Source organism: Winogradskyella sp. SM1960 (assembly GCF_020179375.1).
GTDB classification, from domain to species: Bacteria; Bacteroidota; Bacteroidia; order Flavobacteriales; family Flavobacteriaceae; genus Winogradskyella; species Winogradskyella marina.
The window spans coordinates 145,159-162,467 of record NZ_JAICBG010000006.1 but is presented as its reverse complement, the minus strand read 5'-3'; the positions used below and the strand labels follow the sequence as shown (position 1 = coordinate 162,467).

14 protein-coding genes are annotated in these 17,309 nt (G+C 34.7%); 12 read left to right on the top strand and 2 right to left on the bottom strand.

Annotation, left to right across the window (positions count from 1 at the left end; genetic code table 11):
- Nucleotides 1-4 precede the first annotated feature (4 nt).
- The 7 genes from K1X16_RS14500 (at nucleotide 5) to K1X16_RS14470 (ending at nucleotide 9,725) form a co-directional block, all read left to right on the top strand.
- Entirely contained in the window at nucleotides 5-1,297 is a 1,293-nt protein-coding gene (locus K1X16_RS14500) for a glycosyl hydrolase family 17 (RefSeq protein ID WP_225036922.1), read from the top strand.
- Between the two features lie 2 nt (nucleotides 1,298-1,299).
- On the top strand, nucleotides 1,300-2,355 hold the full coding sequence (locus tag K1X16_RS14495) for a glycoside hydrolase family 2 TIM barrel-domain containing protein (protein WP_225036921.1): 1,056 nt from the start codon (nucleotides 1,300-1,302) through the stop codon (nucleotides 2,353-2,355).
- A gap of 11 nt (nucleotides 2,356-2,366) precedes the next feature.
- Nucleotides 2,367-3,884, top strand: coding sequence for a glycoside hydrolase family 30 protein (locus tag K1X16_RS14490; protein ID WP_225036920.1), 1,518 nt, complete (start codon nucleotides 2,367-2,369; stop codon nucleotides 3,882-3,884).
- A gap of 2 nt (nucleotides 3,885-3,886) precedes the next feature.
- Entirely contained in the window at nucleotides 3,887-5,308 is a 1,422-nt protein-coding gene (locus K1X16_RS14485) for an MFS transporter (RefSeq protein WP_225036919.1), read from the top strand.
- A gap of 13 nt (nucleotides 5,309-5,321) precedes the next feature.
- The gene (locus tag K1X16_RS14480; protein ID WP_225036918.1) at nucleotides 5,322-6,206 is read left to right on the top strand and encodes a glycosyl hydrolase family 17 protein; all 885 of its coding nucleotides are present in this window, start codon (nucleotides 5,322-5,324) and stop codon (nucleotides 6,204-6,206) included.
- Between the two features lie 660 nt (nucleotides 6,207-6,866).
- A complete protein-coding gene (locus K1X16_RS14475; protein WP_195871508.1) occupies nucleotides 6,867-8,468 on the top strand; it encodes a T9SS type A sorting domain-containing protein in 1,602 nt (533 codons plus the stop codon).
- 249 nt (nucleotides 8,469-8,717) lie between these two features.
- A complete protein-coding gene (locus tag K1X16_RS14470; protein ID WP_225036917.1) occupies nucleotides 8,718-9,725 on the top strand; it encodes a LacI family DNA-binding transcriptional regulator in 1,008 nt (335 codons plus the stop codon).
- Between the two features lie 74 nt (nucleotides 9,726-9,799).
- Here K1X16_RS14470 and K1X16_RS14465 read toward each other — a convergent pair whose 3' ends face one another.
- Entirely contained in the window at nucleotides 9,800-10,201 is a 402-nt protein-coding gene (locus K1X16_RS14465; RefSeq protein ID WP_225036916.1) for a hypothetical protein, read from the bottom strand.
- Between the two features lie 294 nt (nucleotides 10,202-10,495).
- Between K1X16_RS14465 and K1X16_RS14460 the strand changes: the two genes are divergently transcribed.
- Both K1X16_RS14460 and K1X16_RS14455 read left to right on the top strand, forming a co-directional pair.
- Nucleotides 10,496-11,815: a M20/M25/M40 family metallo-hydrolase gene (locus K1X16_RS14460; RefSeq protein ID WP_225036915.1), complete on the top strand. Its 1,320-nt coding sequence runs from the start codon at nucleotides 10,496-10,498 to the stop codon at nucleotides 11,813-11,815.
- A 28-nt stretch (nucleotides 11,816-11,843) separates the two neighbouring features.
- Nucleotides 11,844-12,446: an alpha-ketoglutarate-dependent dioxygenase AlkB family protein gene (locus tag K1X16_RS14455; protein WP_225036914.1), complete on the top strand. Its 603-nt coding sequence runs from the start codon at nucleotides 11,844-11,846 to the stop codon at nucleotides 12,444-12,446.
- 15 nt (nucleotides 12,447-12,461) lie between these two features.
- On the opposite strand, the gene K1X16_RS14450 is transcribed toward K1X16_RS14455, so the two are convergent.
- The gene (locus K1X16_RS14450; RefSeq protein ID WP_225036913.1) at nucleotides 12,462-13,700 is read right to left on the bottom strand and encodes a 3-deoxy-D-manno-octulosonic acid transferase; all 1,239 of its coding nucleotides are present in this window, start codon (nucleotides 13,698-13,700) and stop codon (nucleotides 12,462-12,464) included.
- Nucleotides 13,701-13,824: 124 nt separating this feature from the next.
- On the opposite strand from K1X16_RS14450, the gene K1X16_RS14445 reads away from it, so the two are divergent.
- The 3 genes from K1X16_RS14445 to K1X16_RS14435 are packed head-to-tail and all read left to right on the top strand — an operon-like array spanning nucleotide 13,825 to nucleotide 17,300.
- Nucleotides 13,825-14,985 carry a DegT/DnrJ/EryC1/StrS family aminotransferase gene (locus K1X16_RS14445; protein ID WP_195871502.1) on the top strand — a complete coding sequence of 387 codons (1,161 nt, stop codon included), beginning with the start codon at nucleotides 13,825-13,827 and terminating at the stop codon, nucleotides 14,983-14,985.
- Nucleotide 14,986: 1 nt separating this feature from the next.
- Nucleotides 14,987-16,006, top strand: coding sequence for a UDP-glucose 4-epimerase GalE (gene galE / locus K1X16_RS14440; RefSeq protein WP_195871501.1), 1,020 nt, complete (start codon nucleotides 14,987-14,989; stop codon nucleotides 16,004-16,006).
- A 16-nt stretch (nucleotides 16,007-16,022) separates the two neighbouring features.
- Nucleotides 16,023-17,300 carry a metal-dependent hydrolase family protein gene (locus K1X16_RS14435; RefSeq protein ID WP_225036912.1) on the top strand — a complete coding sequence of 426 codons (1,278 nt, stop codon included), beginning with the start codon at nucleotides 16,023-16,025 and terminating at the stop codon, nucleotides 17,298-17,300.
- Nucleotides 17,301-17,309: the final 9 nt, after the last annotated feature.

The following is a 17,309-nucleotide window of genomic DNA, read 5'->3' as shown; positions in this document are numbered from 1 at the left end:
TAACATGAAAGGAATTTTAAAATTAACGGTATATGTTTTTGCAATGCTATTGGTCATTTCATGTAAGGATGAAAAAAAAGAAGAAGACAACGATACAACCGTAAAAGAAGAACAAACTGTGAGTGCAAAAGACATTTTAGGAAACCCGGAATATTTGGCAATTTCTTATGGAGGTTACCGAGAAAAACAACGGGAGGTGCAACCTTCAATTCTAGAGCTTAAAGAGGATATGAAAATCCTAAGTGCTATGGGAGTAAAAGTGTTGCGAACGTATAATGTTCACTTTGCACATGCCGAAAATGTGCTTAAAGCCATAACGGAATTAAAAAAAGAAGATACAGATTTCGAGATGTATGTGATGTTGGGTATTTGGATTGATTGTGAAAATGCATTCGATACTGGAAACGGAGATCCAAACCATAATGCAGAAAGTGAAAGAAATCCTGTTGAGGTAAATACAGCTGTAGAGTTAGCGAAACAATATCCTGATGTTGTGAAAATTTTGGCGGTAGGAAATGAAGCAATGGTCAGATGGGCGACAAGTTATTTTGTAGAGCCATGGATCATTTTGAAATGGGTAAACCACCTTCAAGATTTAAAGAAGTCTGGAGAATTACCTAAAGATTTATGGATTACAAGCTCAGATGATTTTGCCTCTTGGGGAGGAGGCGATCCAAGTTATCATACAGAAGATTTAGAAAAAATTGCGCATGCCGTAGATTATATTTCGATGCATACGTATCCATATCACAATTCACATTACAATTCTGAATTTTGGAAAGTCCCAGAAAATGAGATGCATTTATCAGATAAAGAAAAAATAGATGCTGCGATGTTACGTGCCTTAGAGTTTTCTAAAAGTCAATACGATAGCGTTTCAAATTATATGAAAAGTATTGGCGTCAATAAACCAATTCATATTGGGGAAACAGGTTGGGCAACAGTATCTAATGGTCATTATGGTGAAAAGGGTTCAAGAGCCACAGACGAATATAAACAAGGACTCTACTATAAGTATTTGCGCGAGTGGACCAACACGGAAAACATTTCTTGTTTCTATTTTGAAGCTTTTGACGAACAATGGAAAGACGGACATAATGCTTTGGGATCAGAAAATCACTTCGGGTTAATCAATTTACAAAGCCAAGCAAAATATCCACTTTGGAATTTGGTAGATGAAGACATATTTGATGGTTTAACCAGAGATGGAAAACCAATTACCAAAACCTATAATGGTAATCTAGATGCGTTAATGAAGGATGTTTTAGTACCAAATACAGATTATCAAAAGAATTAATAATGAAAAATAGCTTATTCATAACCGTAATTTTATTCGCTTTTATGTCATGTAAAAACGAAACAAAAAAAGAAGTTGCACCTGTTGAAAGAGACATTGTAACTAACGATGTTGTTTCAGTGTCTGGGCGACAACTCATGGTTAATGACGAATTTTATTTAATCAAAGGCATCTGTTACCACCCAGTGCCAAAGGGCAGTGAGGTTAAAAGAGATTTTGGAACCTTAACGCAAGATTTAGAGTTGATGGTTGAAGCTGGCATTAACACCATTAGAGTTTATGCACCAATTGTAGAAGAAAGTGTGCTTGACGAAATTAATGAAGCAGGTTTAAAAGTAATTATCGGATTTGGTTATAACCAAGGTGGTAAAAATGATATTCTTTCAGGTTCATTTATAGATTATGTGAACAAATACAAAAATCACAATGCCATTTTAATGTGGGAATTGGGTAATGAATACAATTATCATCCAGAATGGTTTGATGGAGATATTAAGAATTGGTACACTGCTATGAACGATGCAGCAGCTTTAATTCACAAAAATGATCCATCACATCCTGTAACTACTGCTCATGGCGATTTACCAAACGAATTAGCATTGTCTATGAGTCCAAATATTGATGTTTGGGGAATGAACGTATACAGATTTGTACGACCAGAAACCATTTTTAAAGAATGGAAAGAAGTTAGCGAAAAACCAATGTATTTAGCCGAAACAGGAGCTGATAGTTATATGCAAATCGCAAAAGATGGTTATGAGCAAGGTGTAAATGAATTAGCACAGGCAGATGCCACAGAAATTATTCTGAAAGCAACATTTAATGGTCAGGATATTTGTTCTGGAGTCACTTTGTTTCAATATACAGATGGCTGGTGGAAAGCAGGAAACAATGAAGTACAAGATACTGGAGGAACAGCACCAAACAGTACAGGTGTACCTTTTGATGGTAGCCCAAATGAAGAATTTTGGGGCATCGTTGATATCGATAGAAACAAAAAACAAGTATTTGATGTGGTAAAGGACATCTATACAAATGTAAATCAAACTAATAATTGATAAAGTTGAATATGAAAACAACAAGAAACAGCATATTGGTTCTCTTAACTCTCACAATAATGAGTTGTAATTCTGAAAAAAAAGAGAATAAAGAAAGCAAAGACTTAAATGTTGAGGTATACGAAACTTCAGAAAGTGGAAATAAACTGACCAGAATTACGGAGTTTTCTAAAGTAGATTCTTCAGCAGTTATAAAAATATTACCAGAACAAAAGTTTCAAACTATAACAGGTTTTGGTGGTTCGTTTACAGAGTCTTCGGCTTACTTATTAAATAAGTTGAGTAAAAAGAATCGCGACACTATTCTTCAAGCGTATTTTGCAGATGAAGGAGCACGTTATTCATTAACAAGAACACATATCGCTTCATGTGATTTTTCTTTAAATAACTATACGTATGCACCAGTTGCAGATGATATGGAAATGAAAAATTTCAGTATTGAGGAAGATCGAGATGATTTAATTCCGATGATTAAAGAAGCTCAAGCCATTTCAAAAGATGGTTTCGGAATCATAGCATCACCTTGGACATCACCACCATGGATGAAAGACAATAAAGAATATGTAGGTGGTACATTATTACCAAAATATTACGATGCATTTGCTCTCTATTTTTCTAAATACTTAGAGGCTTATAAAGCTGAAGGCATAGATATTTGGGGTTTAACACCAGTTAATGAGCCACATGGAAATGGAAATAACTGGGAAAGTATGCACTTTACACCAGAAACAGAAACGGAATTTGTACAAAACCATTTAGGACCAAAATTAGAAGCTGATGGTTATGGAGACGTTAATATCCTTGGTTACGATCAAAACCGAGCAGGTTTAGGAGAATGGGTAGATGCCATGTTTAAAGATGAAGCTTCTTCTAAATATTTTGCGGGTACAGCAATCCATTGGTACGAGAGTACATATGATTATTTTCCAGAAGAGTTGCAATATGCACATGAAAAAGCACCAGACAAGTACTTAATAGAAACAGAAGGATGTGTAGATTCAGAAGTTCCTGCATGGCAAGATGATGCTTGGTATTGGAAAAAAGAAGCTACGGATTGGGGTTATGACTGGCGTGAAGATGATAAGAAACACTTACACCCAAAATATGCACCTGTAAACCGCTACGCAAGAGATATCATTGGTTGTCTAAACAATTGGGTTGACGGTTGGATAGATTGGAACATGGTTTTAGACCGTCAAGGTGGTCCCAACTGGTTTGAGAATTGGTGTGCGGCACCAGTAATTGTAGATCCAGATGCGGATGAAGTTTACTTTACACCATTGTATTACACTATGGCTCATTTTAGTAAGTATATAAGACCAGGAGCAGAGGTTATTGGTGTAGAGAATGGAGTAAAGGACCTTATGGTTACAGCAGCAACAAATCCAGATGGATCTATTGCAGTGGTGTTGTTTAACGAAGGGAAAACACCAAAAGACTTTACACTATCGCTTGGAGAAGACACCGTTAATGTAAAAATTAGTCAACAAGCCATTCAAACGATATTGATTCCATCTAAAACACTATAATTATGTCCACACTAACCAACAAAGTTCCATTTGGGCAAAAAGTTGCCTTTGGAGTAGGAATGTTTGCTAATCAAATGTTTCCTGCCATAATGGGAATATTTATGGTGGTTTTGGTCGAGGACTTAGGCTTTCCTGGTTGGATGTGGGGCGTTATTTTCTTTGCGCCAAGAATATTCGATTCAATTACGGATCCTATTATGGGTTTTATTTCAGATAATACAAAATCTAAATGGGGACGTCGAAGACAGTATGTATTAATTGGCGGTATCATTATGGGAATTGCCTACATTTTTATGTGGCAACTTTATAGAGATAATTCTTTGGAATTTAACTTCTGGTATTTCTTTATATGGTCGCTGATATTTTATTTAGGACTTACGCTGTTTAGCGTGCCATACGTAGCAATGGGATATGAGATGAGTGACGATTTCCACGAGCGTACTAATATTATGGCGATTTCTCAATTTATTGGGCAATGGGCTTGGGTAATAGCACCTTTATTTTGGATTATAATGTACGATCAAGATTGGTTTCCATCTGCTGATGTAGCAGTTAGGCAATTATCTGTTTGGGTTGCCATTCCGTGTGCAGTTTGTGCCATGGTGCCTGCATTATTTATAAAAAGCGAGTCAACACTTAATAAAGATTATGAGCCTTTAAACAGAGCAAACATTGGAAATAGCTTACGGAAAATATATGACAGCTTTCTTGAAGCTTTTAAAATTAAAGAATTTAGAAAAATATGTGGAGCTACCTTTTTAATTTTTAATGCCTTTAATACGGTAGCAGCACTTACGTTTTTCGTAATTGTATACAAACTATTTAATGGTGATGCAGAAGCCTCTGGTGTTTGGGTATCTTTATTTGGTTGCTTGGGTGCATTAGGAACAACTTTTATTGTTATACCTGCAGTAGCAAAGATGTCTAAAGCATTTGGAAAGAAAAAAGCATTTATGTTAGCGCAAGGCATTTCAATCATAGGCTATGTATTATTGTGGTTTTTATTTGTTCCTGGTAAACCGTGGCTGTATATCATAGCGCTTCCATTTTTCTCTTTCGGTATTGGAAGCTTATTTACTATAATGATGTCTATGACCGCGGATATAATAGATGTAGATGAACTCAATACAGGCATGCGTAGAGAAGGAATTTTTGGAGCTATTTATTGGTGGATGGTAAAAGTAGGTTTTGCTATTGCTGGTGCTTTAAGTGGGTTTATTATTTGGATAGTAGGTTTTGATTCAAATTTAGCAACGACAGACCAACAATCTGCGGTAGATGGTTTACATGCTTTCTTTTGCTTTTTTCCTTTGGTAGGAACGCTTGTCGCTATGTATATAATGCGTAATTACGACATCACCGAAGAAAAAGCTAATAAAACGAGAGCCCAATTAGATCAACGTAAAACGAATACAACCCAATAACTGAATATTAATTATGTCTTTAAGAGGAGAAAAATTTTTGGCATTAGCATCTTTAGATTATGCTGATAAGGATATTGAAGGACTAAAAACGATATATAAAAACATTTTATCTCAAGGTGTACATGGTCTTTGTTTTAGTCCTTATATGGATGGCCAAGAGCCTGGTGACCAATTATCCGAATCTCAAGTAAGAAGACGTATAGAAATCATAAAACCTTATACCAATTGGATTCGTTCCTTTTCATGTACAGAAGGTAACGAGTTAATTCCAAAAATTGCAAAGGAATACGGACTTAAAACATTAGTTGGTGCTTGGTTAGGAAATAATAAAGCTATAAATGAAAAAGAAGTTTCGGGACTTATAGAGCTAGCTAATCAAGGGTATGTGGATGTTGCCTCAGTAGGCAATGAAGTGATGTATCGTGGAGATTTAACGGAAGAAGAGCTATTACAACACATTTATAATGTTAAGAAATCTATTAAAAATATCCCAGTTGGCTATGTTGACGCCTACTACGAATTTGTAGATAGACCTCACATTACAGAAGCTTGCGATATTATTTTAGCAAATTGTTACCCGTTTTGGGAAGGTTGTGATCAGGATTATTCGCTATTATACATTAAAGATATGTATAATAGGGCATTAAAGGCTGGCAACGGAAAAAAGGTAATCATAACAGAAACCGGTTGGCCAAATAAAGGGACTAACTTAGAAGGTGCGTTTCCTTCTGAAGAAAATGCACTTAAGTACTTTATTAATTCTCAACAATGGTCTAAAGAAGAAGGTATTGAGATGTTCTACTTTTCATCTTTTGATGAATCTTGGAAAAAGGCTGCAGAAGGAGATGTTGGATCGTTTTGGGGCATTTGGGATAAAAATGAAGTGTTAAAATATTAAATAAAAACACCCTTAGATTAGAATAATTATTCGCTAAAAAAGTCATATTGAATTAATCAATATGGCTTTTTTTGTTCTAACAACCATCTCATTGGCCTATTTTGGTTGGTCGTGCACATTAGACACATTTCTATCGGTTAAATTTAAACAATTAATGTTCTGTTAATCGTCAACAATATTATACAATATCTTTGCGTTTTGGTACTTTGTAAATGCTAGGTTCGATGTGGCACTAACTTCTTTTTTTGATATTAATTAAGTTCAGATTATTTATATTTTCATGGTAGTATTTATTCAATTTAAAGCCTAATTAATTTAACTTATTACGTCAAGATACTTCATTGTGCTCGCGGTAGCCACAACATGCATATTAAGCAACACTACATTACCTATACAATGGGTTATAATTCATAGCTTTTCTATCTATTTAGCAATTAGTGAAATGCCCATAAAATCAAGGGTAAATTGCCAACTTTTCAATCATATAAGAAAATTATTACGATGTATGCTTTTTGTATTGTAAAATATTTGGGAATCATTAATATTTCATTTTAGATTTGAAGCAATCAATATTAGAGTTCTCTAATTATGGTTACAAAAAACCATTGCATAGCCCTGTAATATTGTATTAAACTAAATAATTAACCAATATAATTTATTATGAAAAAAATTACATTTTTGTTTGCTTTTATGATTGTCGCCTTTGGGTACAGTCAAGAGTTGCCATTTACATTTACGCAAGATGGTAATCCAACAGTACACGGTATTGTAGGTGATGTTCCTGAAGTTATTATTGCAAACGTTACAGATCCAGACGATCCAACTAATGATGTATTATCAATTACTGGTAATGGTAGCGAATGGGATAATGCTCAAGTATTTTTTGAGAATAACTTGGATTTATCTGATGACAATAATAACACCATTACATTCAGATTTAGAAACACAACTGATGGTGGTGTGCGCACACATGCATTAAAATTTGAAGAAGGTACTACTAGTAATACCGAATTGGTGTTCACAACAGAAGACGATCAATGGAAAGAGATTTCATTAGATTTTCCTTCTGGTCTTGGAAATTATGGTAAGATGGTGATATTCACAGATTTTGGCGTTGGTAATGCAGAGACTGGAACGTATTTAATTGATGACATCGCTGGACCACCTCATGTAACAGAGACTCCAGCATTTAATTTACCAGTAGATTTTAGCGATGAGTTTAATGATGTTATGTATGCTTTTGAAGATGCTGTTGCGACAATAATAGAAGATCCAGATGATGCTACAAATAATGTATTAGAAATTGCTGGTTCTGGTGCAGACTGGGATCATGCTCAAGTTGTGCTAGAAAACCCTATAGATCTTTCTGATGAAGCTAATAATACAATAACATTTAGAGTAAGATCAACGACTGCTGGTCCTGAGGAAGTGAATGAACACCTTTTTAAACTTGAAGAAGCATCGTCTGGTGGTCCTGTGCAATTACCGTTTACAACAACAGGAACCGATTGGCACGATATTGAATTAAATTTTGGTAGTGGTTTATCCTCTTATAGTAAATTAGTCATATTTGTAGATTCAGGTATTGGTTCTTCTTCAGATGTTGTTGGAACCTATTTGTTCGATGATATTTCAGGAGCTGTTGCAGATTCAGAAGAACCAGAACCAGAACTTCCAGATCCAGCTGACAATACAGCATGTTCAGGTATTTCGGATGAAGCAGGACAAGGAGAGTTTACAACAGGTTACCTTTACTCATTTGAGACTACTGGTACGTCTGTAGAGATTACATTTCAACTACTTGATGATAAAGCAGGTCTTGTGGCTTATTTATGGCAACAAACTCCTTTTACTGAATATCCAATGGATAATCTTGGTGATAAAACGTTTTCAACGACGATTGATGATTTAACCATTGGTGAAGAAGTTACCTATGCTTGTAAATTTGCTTATGCAGGCGGACTTTCGGTTACAAAATATTTTACCTATGAAGTTGGTGATGACTGTACATTAAGTACAAGTGAGTTTGAGGCAGCTGCGTTTAAAGTTTTCCCTAACCCAACTAATGCTGACTGGAATATTGAAAGTAATACAACTATAACTTCAATTACTGTATTTGATATTTTAGGAAATAAAGTAAGTACTTTAAAGCCAAATGCAACTGAAGCAAAAATTAATACATCTGCTTTAAAATCAGGTGTATATTTTGCCAGAGTTGAGGGTCTTAATGGAACTAAAAGTGTAAAGCTTATAAAGAAATGAGATTAATTAATAGCAATAAATAAATCTTGTATAAAAGCGTGTTTATAATATTTAAACACGCTTTTTTTATGATTTAAGTTCATGATGCTTTAATTTAGTGCTATAAATGTGAATTGCTAATAATAGCTGAATAGTTTATTTTAGATAACTAGTACGAAAAAAAAGTTATAACAGTTGTGTATTACAAAAGAGGATAAAATACGTGTTATAAAGGAACTGTTTTCCTCACTTTTGATTAAATAATATAAAATGACAACACTCAAAGAATTAGCTGCCCTTTTGAATATTTCTGTTTCAACCGTATCAAAAGCGTTAAATGACAGCCATGAAATCAGTGAAAATACAAGGATTAGAGTTAAGGAGTTGGCCGCTAAGTTAAACTATAAACCGAATAGGATTGCACAACAACTAAAAACAAATAAGACCAAGATTATTGGTGTTATTCTTCCAACAGTAACCAATCCCTTTTTTGCGGAAGTATTACATGGCATTGAAAAAACGGCAACAAGTAATGATTACGATATTATTGTTTGCTTATCTAACGAAACCTTGCACAAAGAAAAGCGAAGCTTAGATCTATTGGCTAATGGAAGTGTTGATGGTTTTATTATTGCAGTTGCTAGAGAAAGCCAAGTGAAGGAACAAACGGATCATATTAAGTCTGCCATAAAAAGTAAGCTTCCCGTTTTAATGTTTGATAGAGTTGTTGATGATATAGAATGTAATAAAGTCATTGTAGATGATTTTCAATCTGTTTACGAGGCTACCGAACATTTAATTGTAAAAGAGAAACGAAAAAACATTCTTTTAGTCAGTAATATTGAAGAACTTAGTGTTGGTCAGCTTAGAATAAGTGGCTATACGAAGGCATTGGAGGATTATAATTTAGAACCTAATATTTTAAAATTAGATAACGCAGTTGACCTTGATGTTGAAAAGAGAATTTATAGCTGCTTAAAAGAGAATACATCTATCGATGCCATTCTGTCTATAGATCATGTTACAGGAATTGTAGCAATAAATATGGCTAAAAAATTAGGAAAAGAAATTCCTAAAGATTTATCGGTAGTAGGTTTTGGTTATGAGCATACTCAGGTATTATCGAGTCCAAAAATCTCAATTATTCATCAAAAAGCGCATAAAATAGGTGAGATGTCAACAAGGTTATTGATTGATAATATAAAAGATGAGACTCTAAAGCTAGAGACTATTGTTGTTCCTAGTGAATTGAAACAAAGCGAATCGTTTAAAAATTAAATTTTAGAAATAAGGTATAAAAAAAGGCTTGATTTTTAAATCAAGCCTTTTTTTATTTTTTGATATTTAGGATATTATAATCCTTTAGCTTTATCTATAGCATCGTTACCAGCTTTTTGAGCTTCGTCAACGGCATCGTTACCAGCTTTTTTTGCGCCTTCAACGGCATCGTTAGCAGCATCTTTAGCATTGTCAACTGCATCTCCAGCAGCATCCTTTGCGTTATCTATAGCTTCACCTGCTGAATCTGCAGCGTCGCTAGCAGCATCTTTTGTACTGTCAATAGCTTCGTCAGCAGCATCAACGGCATCGTTGGCAGTATCTTCAACTGCATCAGCAGCATCTTCTAAAGCATCTCCTGTAGCGTCAGTAGCGTTTTCTACTGCGTCTCCAGTTTTTTCAGCGGTTTCTCTACATGATGTAAATGATAATCCTAATACAGCAACTAGTGCTAAACTTAATACAACTTTTTTCATTTTATTGGTTTTAGTGTTAATTTATGTTAATATACGAAAATAATGATTTTAACGAAACATTAAATTTTTTTCGATAAAAAACGGCGTACATCCATATTATATACGTTTAAACTTTACTATTTGGATTATATTTAATCTATTTTTACTAAATATCTTTGGAATTATGACCCATTGATAGTTAGAAATAAAGTCAAATAATACGTGAATGTCATATCTTAAATTCTAAGTTATTAAAATCTGTATTGAATTGTATGGCAAAAATATGGACTAGATAATATTAAAAATCAATCAAACATGATTTCAAAAGCGAACAAAAAAAACTCACTTTTCATAACCCTATTATGTTTTTCACTTTTAAGCTTTTCACAAAACAACAGAAAAGAAAAAAACATAATAAAAGCCGTAGATAACCACACAGAAAGTGCTGTCAACTTGATTAGAAAAACAGTCAATATGAATAGTGGTACTATGAATTTTGAAGGTGTACGCGACGTTGGAAAACTGTATCAAATAGAACTAGATAAATTAGGCTTTAAAACAGAGTTGACCAATGGTGATGCTTATGGTAGAGCAGGACATTTAATAGCCTCTAGAAAAGGTAATAAAGGCCCAAAATTTCTAATGATTGGTCACTTAGACACGGTTTTTGAATTGGATAGTCCGTTTCAAGAATACACTATGCTCAACGATTCCATTATGAAAGGCCCTGGAGTTGCTGATATGAAAGGAGGAGATGTAATTATAATTCTAGCCATGCAAGCCTTGCATGACGCCGGACTTTTAGATGATATGTCCATAGAAATTGTAATGACTGGAGATGAAGAAAAAAGTGGAGATCCTATAGAGTTATCTAAGAAAGCTTTAGTAGATGCAGCAAAACGCGCCGATATTGCTTTAGGGTTTGAAAATGGAGATAATAACCCAAAAACCATTGTCGTTTCTAGAAGAGGTTCTTCAGATTGGCAACTTAAAGTCACTGGAAATCCTGCACATTCCTCACAGATTTTTACGGAAGAGATTGGAGCAGGAGCGATTTATGAAACCTCAAGAATTTTAAATGCGTTTTACGTGCAATTGGCCAAAGAAAAAGATTTAACCTTTAATCCAGGATTCATTATTGGAGGTACTACTTTAAAGCCAGATGAAGATGGAACTGGTGGACACGCTTTCGGGAAGTCTAATGTAGTTTCTCAAGAAACCATTGTTCGTGGCGATTTGAGAGCTGTGTCCTTAAATCAATTGATAAAAGCTAAGGAAACTATGCATAAAATTGTTTCAGAAAATTATCCTAAAACAAAAGCAGAATTAACGTTTTCAGCAGGTGCTTATCCACCTTTAACGAGAACGGATGGTAATGTAAAATTATTAGGTTATTATAATACGGTAAGTGAAGATTTAGGTTTCGGTTCAGTGACTGCGGTAAATCCAAGAAATGCTGGTGCTGCGGATATTTCATTTACATCAGAATATGTAGACATGGCTATTGATGGTCTAGGACTTACAGGTGGAGGGGGCGATCATACCATAAACGAAACTGGTGATCTAAAGACAGTCGCGACGCAAGCAAAAATAACAGCTGTTTTGATGTATCGCTTAGTGAATTCGAAATTTTAATGATTGGTATCATTTCTCTTTGTGATATATGGACTTATTTAATTCAGAAATAGCATCTAATATTTTACCTTTTGATGGTGAAGTGAATTATTATGGCTCCATAATGTCTTTAGCTAAAGCCCAAGTTTATTACGAAAAATTATTTCAAAATATCCATTGGGAAAACGATAAAGCCATCATTTTCGGAAAACTCATTATCACCAAACGAAAAGTGGCTTGGTATGGAGATCAACCTTTTAGTTACACCTATTCTAAAACCACAAAATCGGCTCTGCCATGGACTAGAGAACTTTTGGAGCTCAAAGAATTGGTAGAACAAAAAACTGGAGAAACCTTTAACTCTTGCTTACTCAATTTATATCACAGTGGCGACGAAGGCATGGCTTGGCATAGCGATGGTGAAAAGGATTTAAAAAAGAATGGAGCTATTGGGTCTTTAAGTTTTGGTGCAGAACGTAAATTTTCATTTAAACATAAGGCAACCAAACAAAACGTTTCTATTCAGTTAGAAAGAGGAAGTCTGTTAATCATGAAAGGAGCGACACAAACCCATTGGTTACATCGATTACCACCAACGAAAAAAGTGAAAACTCCACGAATCAATTTAACGTTTCGGACTATAGATATTTGATTTGTAATGGAGACGTTACGAATTGAAATAATTCATAATCTGAAGCACAGCTCCAGTATTAGAAGCGATATAAGACTTCGTAATTTGTCCTTGCTGTTTCCTCAAAGTATTATCAGTAATCAAAGCTGTTAACGTAGAGTCAAAAGCAGTTGCACTTGCCAAGCTGGTGAGACCACCTAAATCAATAAGTGTTTTTGCCTCAGGAAACTTGTCATAGTTTTTTCCAATAAGAATAGGCATTCCAAACACTGCAGGCTCTAATATATTGTGCAAGCCAGTGCTTCCTGCACCTCCACCAACATAAGCCATATCCGCATAACTATACACTTTGCTTAAATACCCAATGGTATCCAAAATAAACACCTTATAATCTGCTAAATTGTCGTTCTCATTTAATTCCGAATAACAAATGGTGTTGACCTTCAGTTGTGATTTTAAAGAAGTCACATAACTCGCTTTTATATTATGTGGAGCAATCACATACTTTACATCTGTATGCTTATTAGAATTGATAAAATCCATATATAATTTATCGTCGTCAGGCCAAGTACTGCCAAAAACTACACATAATTTGTCGCTTTTAAATCTTTCAATAAAAGAAACAGAATTGTCCGTTTTTAGTTGATTAGAAACCCGATCAAAACGTGTGTCCCCAGAAACGGAAACGGAATTATAGTCGATACGTTCTAATAATAGTTTAGAATTTTCATCTTGTGTAAAAATATGCTTAAAACCAAATAAAGCAGATTTGGCATAGTTGCCATACCATTTGAAAAAAGCATGATCGTTTCTAAATACGGCCGAAATCAAAATCGCGTTCAAATCGCGTTTTTTTATTTCATTTAGAAAATTAGGCCATATTTCATATTTTACAAACAGTATATAATCTGGTTTTACCAAATCTAAAAACCGTTTAGCATTTGCTGTAGTATCAAGCGGAAGATAAACCACAACATCAGCTATTTTAGCATTTTTTCTAACCTCATAACCAGAAGGCGAAAAGAAGGATAACACTACTTTATAGTCAGGATGTTTGGCTTTTAAAGCTTCAAAAACAGGTAAGCCTTGTTCGTATTCACCTAAGGACGCACAATGAAACCAAAAGCTTTTATCCGTAGGTTGAATCGTATTTTCAAGTTTAGTAAAGGTTTGTTTTCTGCCAATAACTCCTTGCTTCAATTTAGAATTGAATACAGCTGCAATCTTTACAACAAAACTTGCGATATAAATTCCTATGGAATAGAGTCCTTTCAAAAACAAAAATTTGTGCTAAAATACATTTCTTTCATTTAATTGCGTTGCCGTAGCGCTTACAATTTCGTATTTTCGCTAACAGCTTTTAGCTTTTTTATATTCATACTTAAATGCAATATTCAGAATGAAAAAAATTCAAATGGTTGACCTTCAGAGTCAATATGCCAAAATTAAAGATATAGTAGACCCTTCGATTCAAGACGTTATGGACAGTGCCACTTTTATCAATGGACCAAAAGTGCATGAGTTTCAAAAAAATCTCGAAAATTACTTAGGTGTTAAACATGTTATACCATGTGCGAATGGTACGGATGCCTTACAGATAGCAATGATGGGTTTAGGATTACAACCGGGAGATGAAGTTATTACGGCAGATTTTACCTTTGCAGCAACTGTTGAGGTGATTGCTTTGCTACAGTTAACTCCAGTTTTAGTTGATGTAGACCCTGTGACTTTTAATATTGATGTCGAAGCCATAAAAAAGGCGATTACACCAAAAACGAAAGCTATTGTGCCAGTGCATTTATTTGGCTTAGCTGCAGAAATGGATGAGATTATGGCCTTAGCAAAAGCACATAATTTATATGTTATTGAGGATAATGCTCAGGGTATTGGAGCAAGTTATACACATAAAGATGGTAGTAAAACCAAGACTGGTGCTATTGGTGATGTCGCTTCAACATCATTTTTTCCATCTAAAAACTTAGGTTGTTATGGAGATGGTGGAGCCATTTTTACTAATGACGATGATTTGGCGCATGCCATTAGAGGTATCGTTAATCATGGCATGTATGAACGTTATCATCACGATGTGGTCGGTGTAAATTCACGCTTAGATTCTATTCAGGCGGCAGTATTAGATGCTAAATTGCCGCATTTAGATACTTACAATGATACAAGGCGTAATACAGCAAGAAAATATAATGAAGCCTTTAAAGATCATCCAAACATTACAGTTCCTAGTGGATTAACGGATTGCGAAGGGATTTGCGATACTTGTGATTGCCATGTGTTTCATCAATATACTTTAAATTTAAAAGGTGTAGATCGTGATGCATTAGTGACGCACTTACAATCGAAAAACATTCCATGTGGAGTGTATTACCCAATTCCATTACATAGACAAAAAGCCTATTTGGATGACCGCTATAATGAAGCAGATTTTACAGTGACAAATGCATTGGTTAAATCTGTAATTTCATTACCAATGCATACAGAACTCGATGATGAACAAATTGAATTTATTACAAGTACAGTTTTAAATTTTATAGATACCAATAAATAATATGAAGATTTTAGTAACAGGCGGATTAGGTTTTATTGGGTCACATACCGTTGTAGAATTACAAAACGAAGGTTATGAGGTTGTAATTATAGATAATTTATCTAATTCATCCATTGATGTTTTAGACGGTATTACAGCGATTACCAATAAAAAACCACATTTTGAAAAGTTAGATTTAAAAGTAAAAGCAGACGTTCAAGATTTTTTTAAACGTCATAATGATATTGTTGGTATTATTCATTTTGCAGCCAATAAAGCCGTTGGTGAAAGTGTTGCAGAACCCTTAATGTATTATGAAAATAATATAACAAGTTTGGTTTATTTGCTTCAAGAATTGAGAGGTTTAAATAAAAAGAATTTTATTTTCAGCTCGTCTTGTACTGTTTATGGACAAGCCGATGAGTTACCAATTACGGAAAATGCACCTGTGAAACCTGCAGAATCTCCTTATGGAAATACCAAGCAGATTGGTGAAGAAATCATCAGAGATACTTGTCGTGTTAATGGCGACGTTAAGGCGATTGCATTACGTTATTTTAATCCTATTGGAGCACATGATTCAGCTGAGATAGGTGAATTGCCAATTGGTGTGCCTCAAAATTTAGTGCCTTATATTACACAAACTGCTATTGGTATGCGAGAACAATTATCTGTATTTGGAGGTGATTACCCAACGTCTGATGGGACGTGTGTAAGAGATTATATTCATGTTGTAGATTTAGCAAAAGCACATGTTGTGGCTTTACAGCGCTTGTTAAATGTAGAAAATGACTCAAATTTTGAATTTTTCAATCTCGGAACAGGAACAGGAAGTACGGTTTTAGAAGCTGTTCAATCTTTTGAACGTGTTTCCGGAACAACGTTAAATTATAAAATCGTAGATCGTAGAGAAGGTGATGTTATTGCCGCTTATGCCGAAACATCTAAAGCAAACAAGGTTTTAGGTTGGAAAACAGAACTAACCCTTGATGATGCAATGGCTTCAGCATGGAAATGGGAACAAAAAATTAGAACTAAATAGAAACAAACACTCACAGATGAAAACTTTACTCGGAATTTTAATGTTGCTATGTGTAGTATCACTTTCGGCACAAAATACGTATTTACATTGTGGCAAATTAGTAGATACAAAATCTGGGAAAGTACTCAAAGAGAAAACCATTGTGGTTTCTGGTGATAAAATTATTTCAGTAGAAAATGGATACATTAATCCAACAAACCCTGAAGATGTTACAATTGATTTAAAATCTAAAACCGTAATGCCAGGTTTAATAGATATGCACGTGCATATTGAAGGAGAAACGAGTCCGAAATCTTACCTCAATAAATACACCTTAAATGATGCAGATGTTGCATTTAATTCAACAAATTATGCTAAAGTGACTTTAATGAGTGGCTTTACAACTGTAAGGGATTTAGGAGGTTCTGGGGTAAATATAGCATTGAGAAATGCCATAAACGCTGGGAAGATTGAAGGGCCAAGAATCTTTACATCTGGTAAGTCTTTGGCGACTACAGGTGGTCATGCAGATCCAACAAATGGTTCTAGTAAGAAAATTATGGGAGATCCTGGGCCAAAGGAAGGTGTTGTAAATGGAGTAGAGGATGCCAAAAAAGCTGTAAGACAACGTTACAAAAATGGTGCAGATTTAATTAAAATTACAGCAACAGGAGGTGTGCTAAGCATGGCAAAAAGTGGTCAGAACCCACAATTTACAATTGAAGAAATAAAGGCGATTTGTGAAACAGCTAAAGATTATGGGTTTCATGTAGCAGCTCATGCACACGGAGATGAAGGAATGCAACGTGCTATTTTAGGTGGAGTTAAAACTATAGAGCATGGAACAATGATGAGTGATGAGACTATGGAACTTATGAAAAAACACGATGTGTATTTAGTACCAACGATAACGGCTGGGAAATTTGTATCTGATAAAGCTAAGATTGATGGGTATTACCCTGAAATTATTGTGCCTAAAGCATTGAATATAGGTCCGAAGATTCAGAATATGTTTGGAAGAGCTTATAAATCAGGTGTCGGTATTGCCTTTGGAACCGATGCAGCGGTTTTTTATCATGGTGACAACGCAAAAGAATTTGGTTACATGGTTGAAGCAGGAATGCCAGCAATTGAAACTATTCAAAGTGCCACAATTACCAATGCGATGTTATTAAAAATGGACAACCAAATTGGGCAAATTCAACCTGGTTTTGTAGCCGATATTATTGCAGTAAATGACGACCCAACAACAACCATTTCTACTATGGAAAACGTCATTTTTGTTATGAAAAACGGTGTTATTTACAAAAAATAGGCCTTTTTT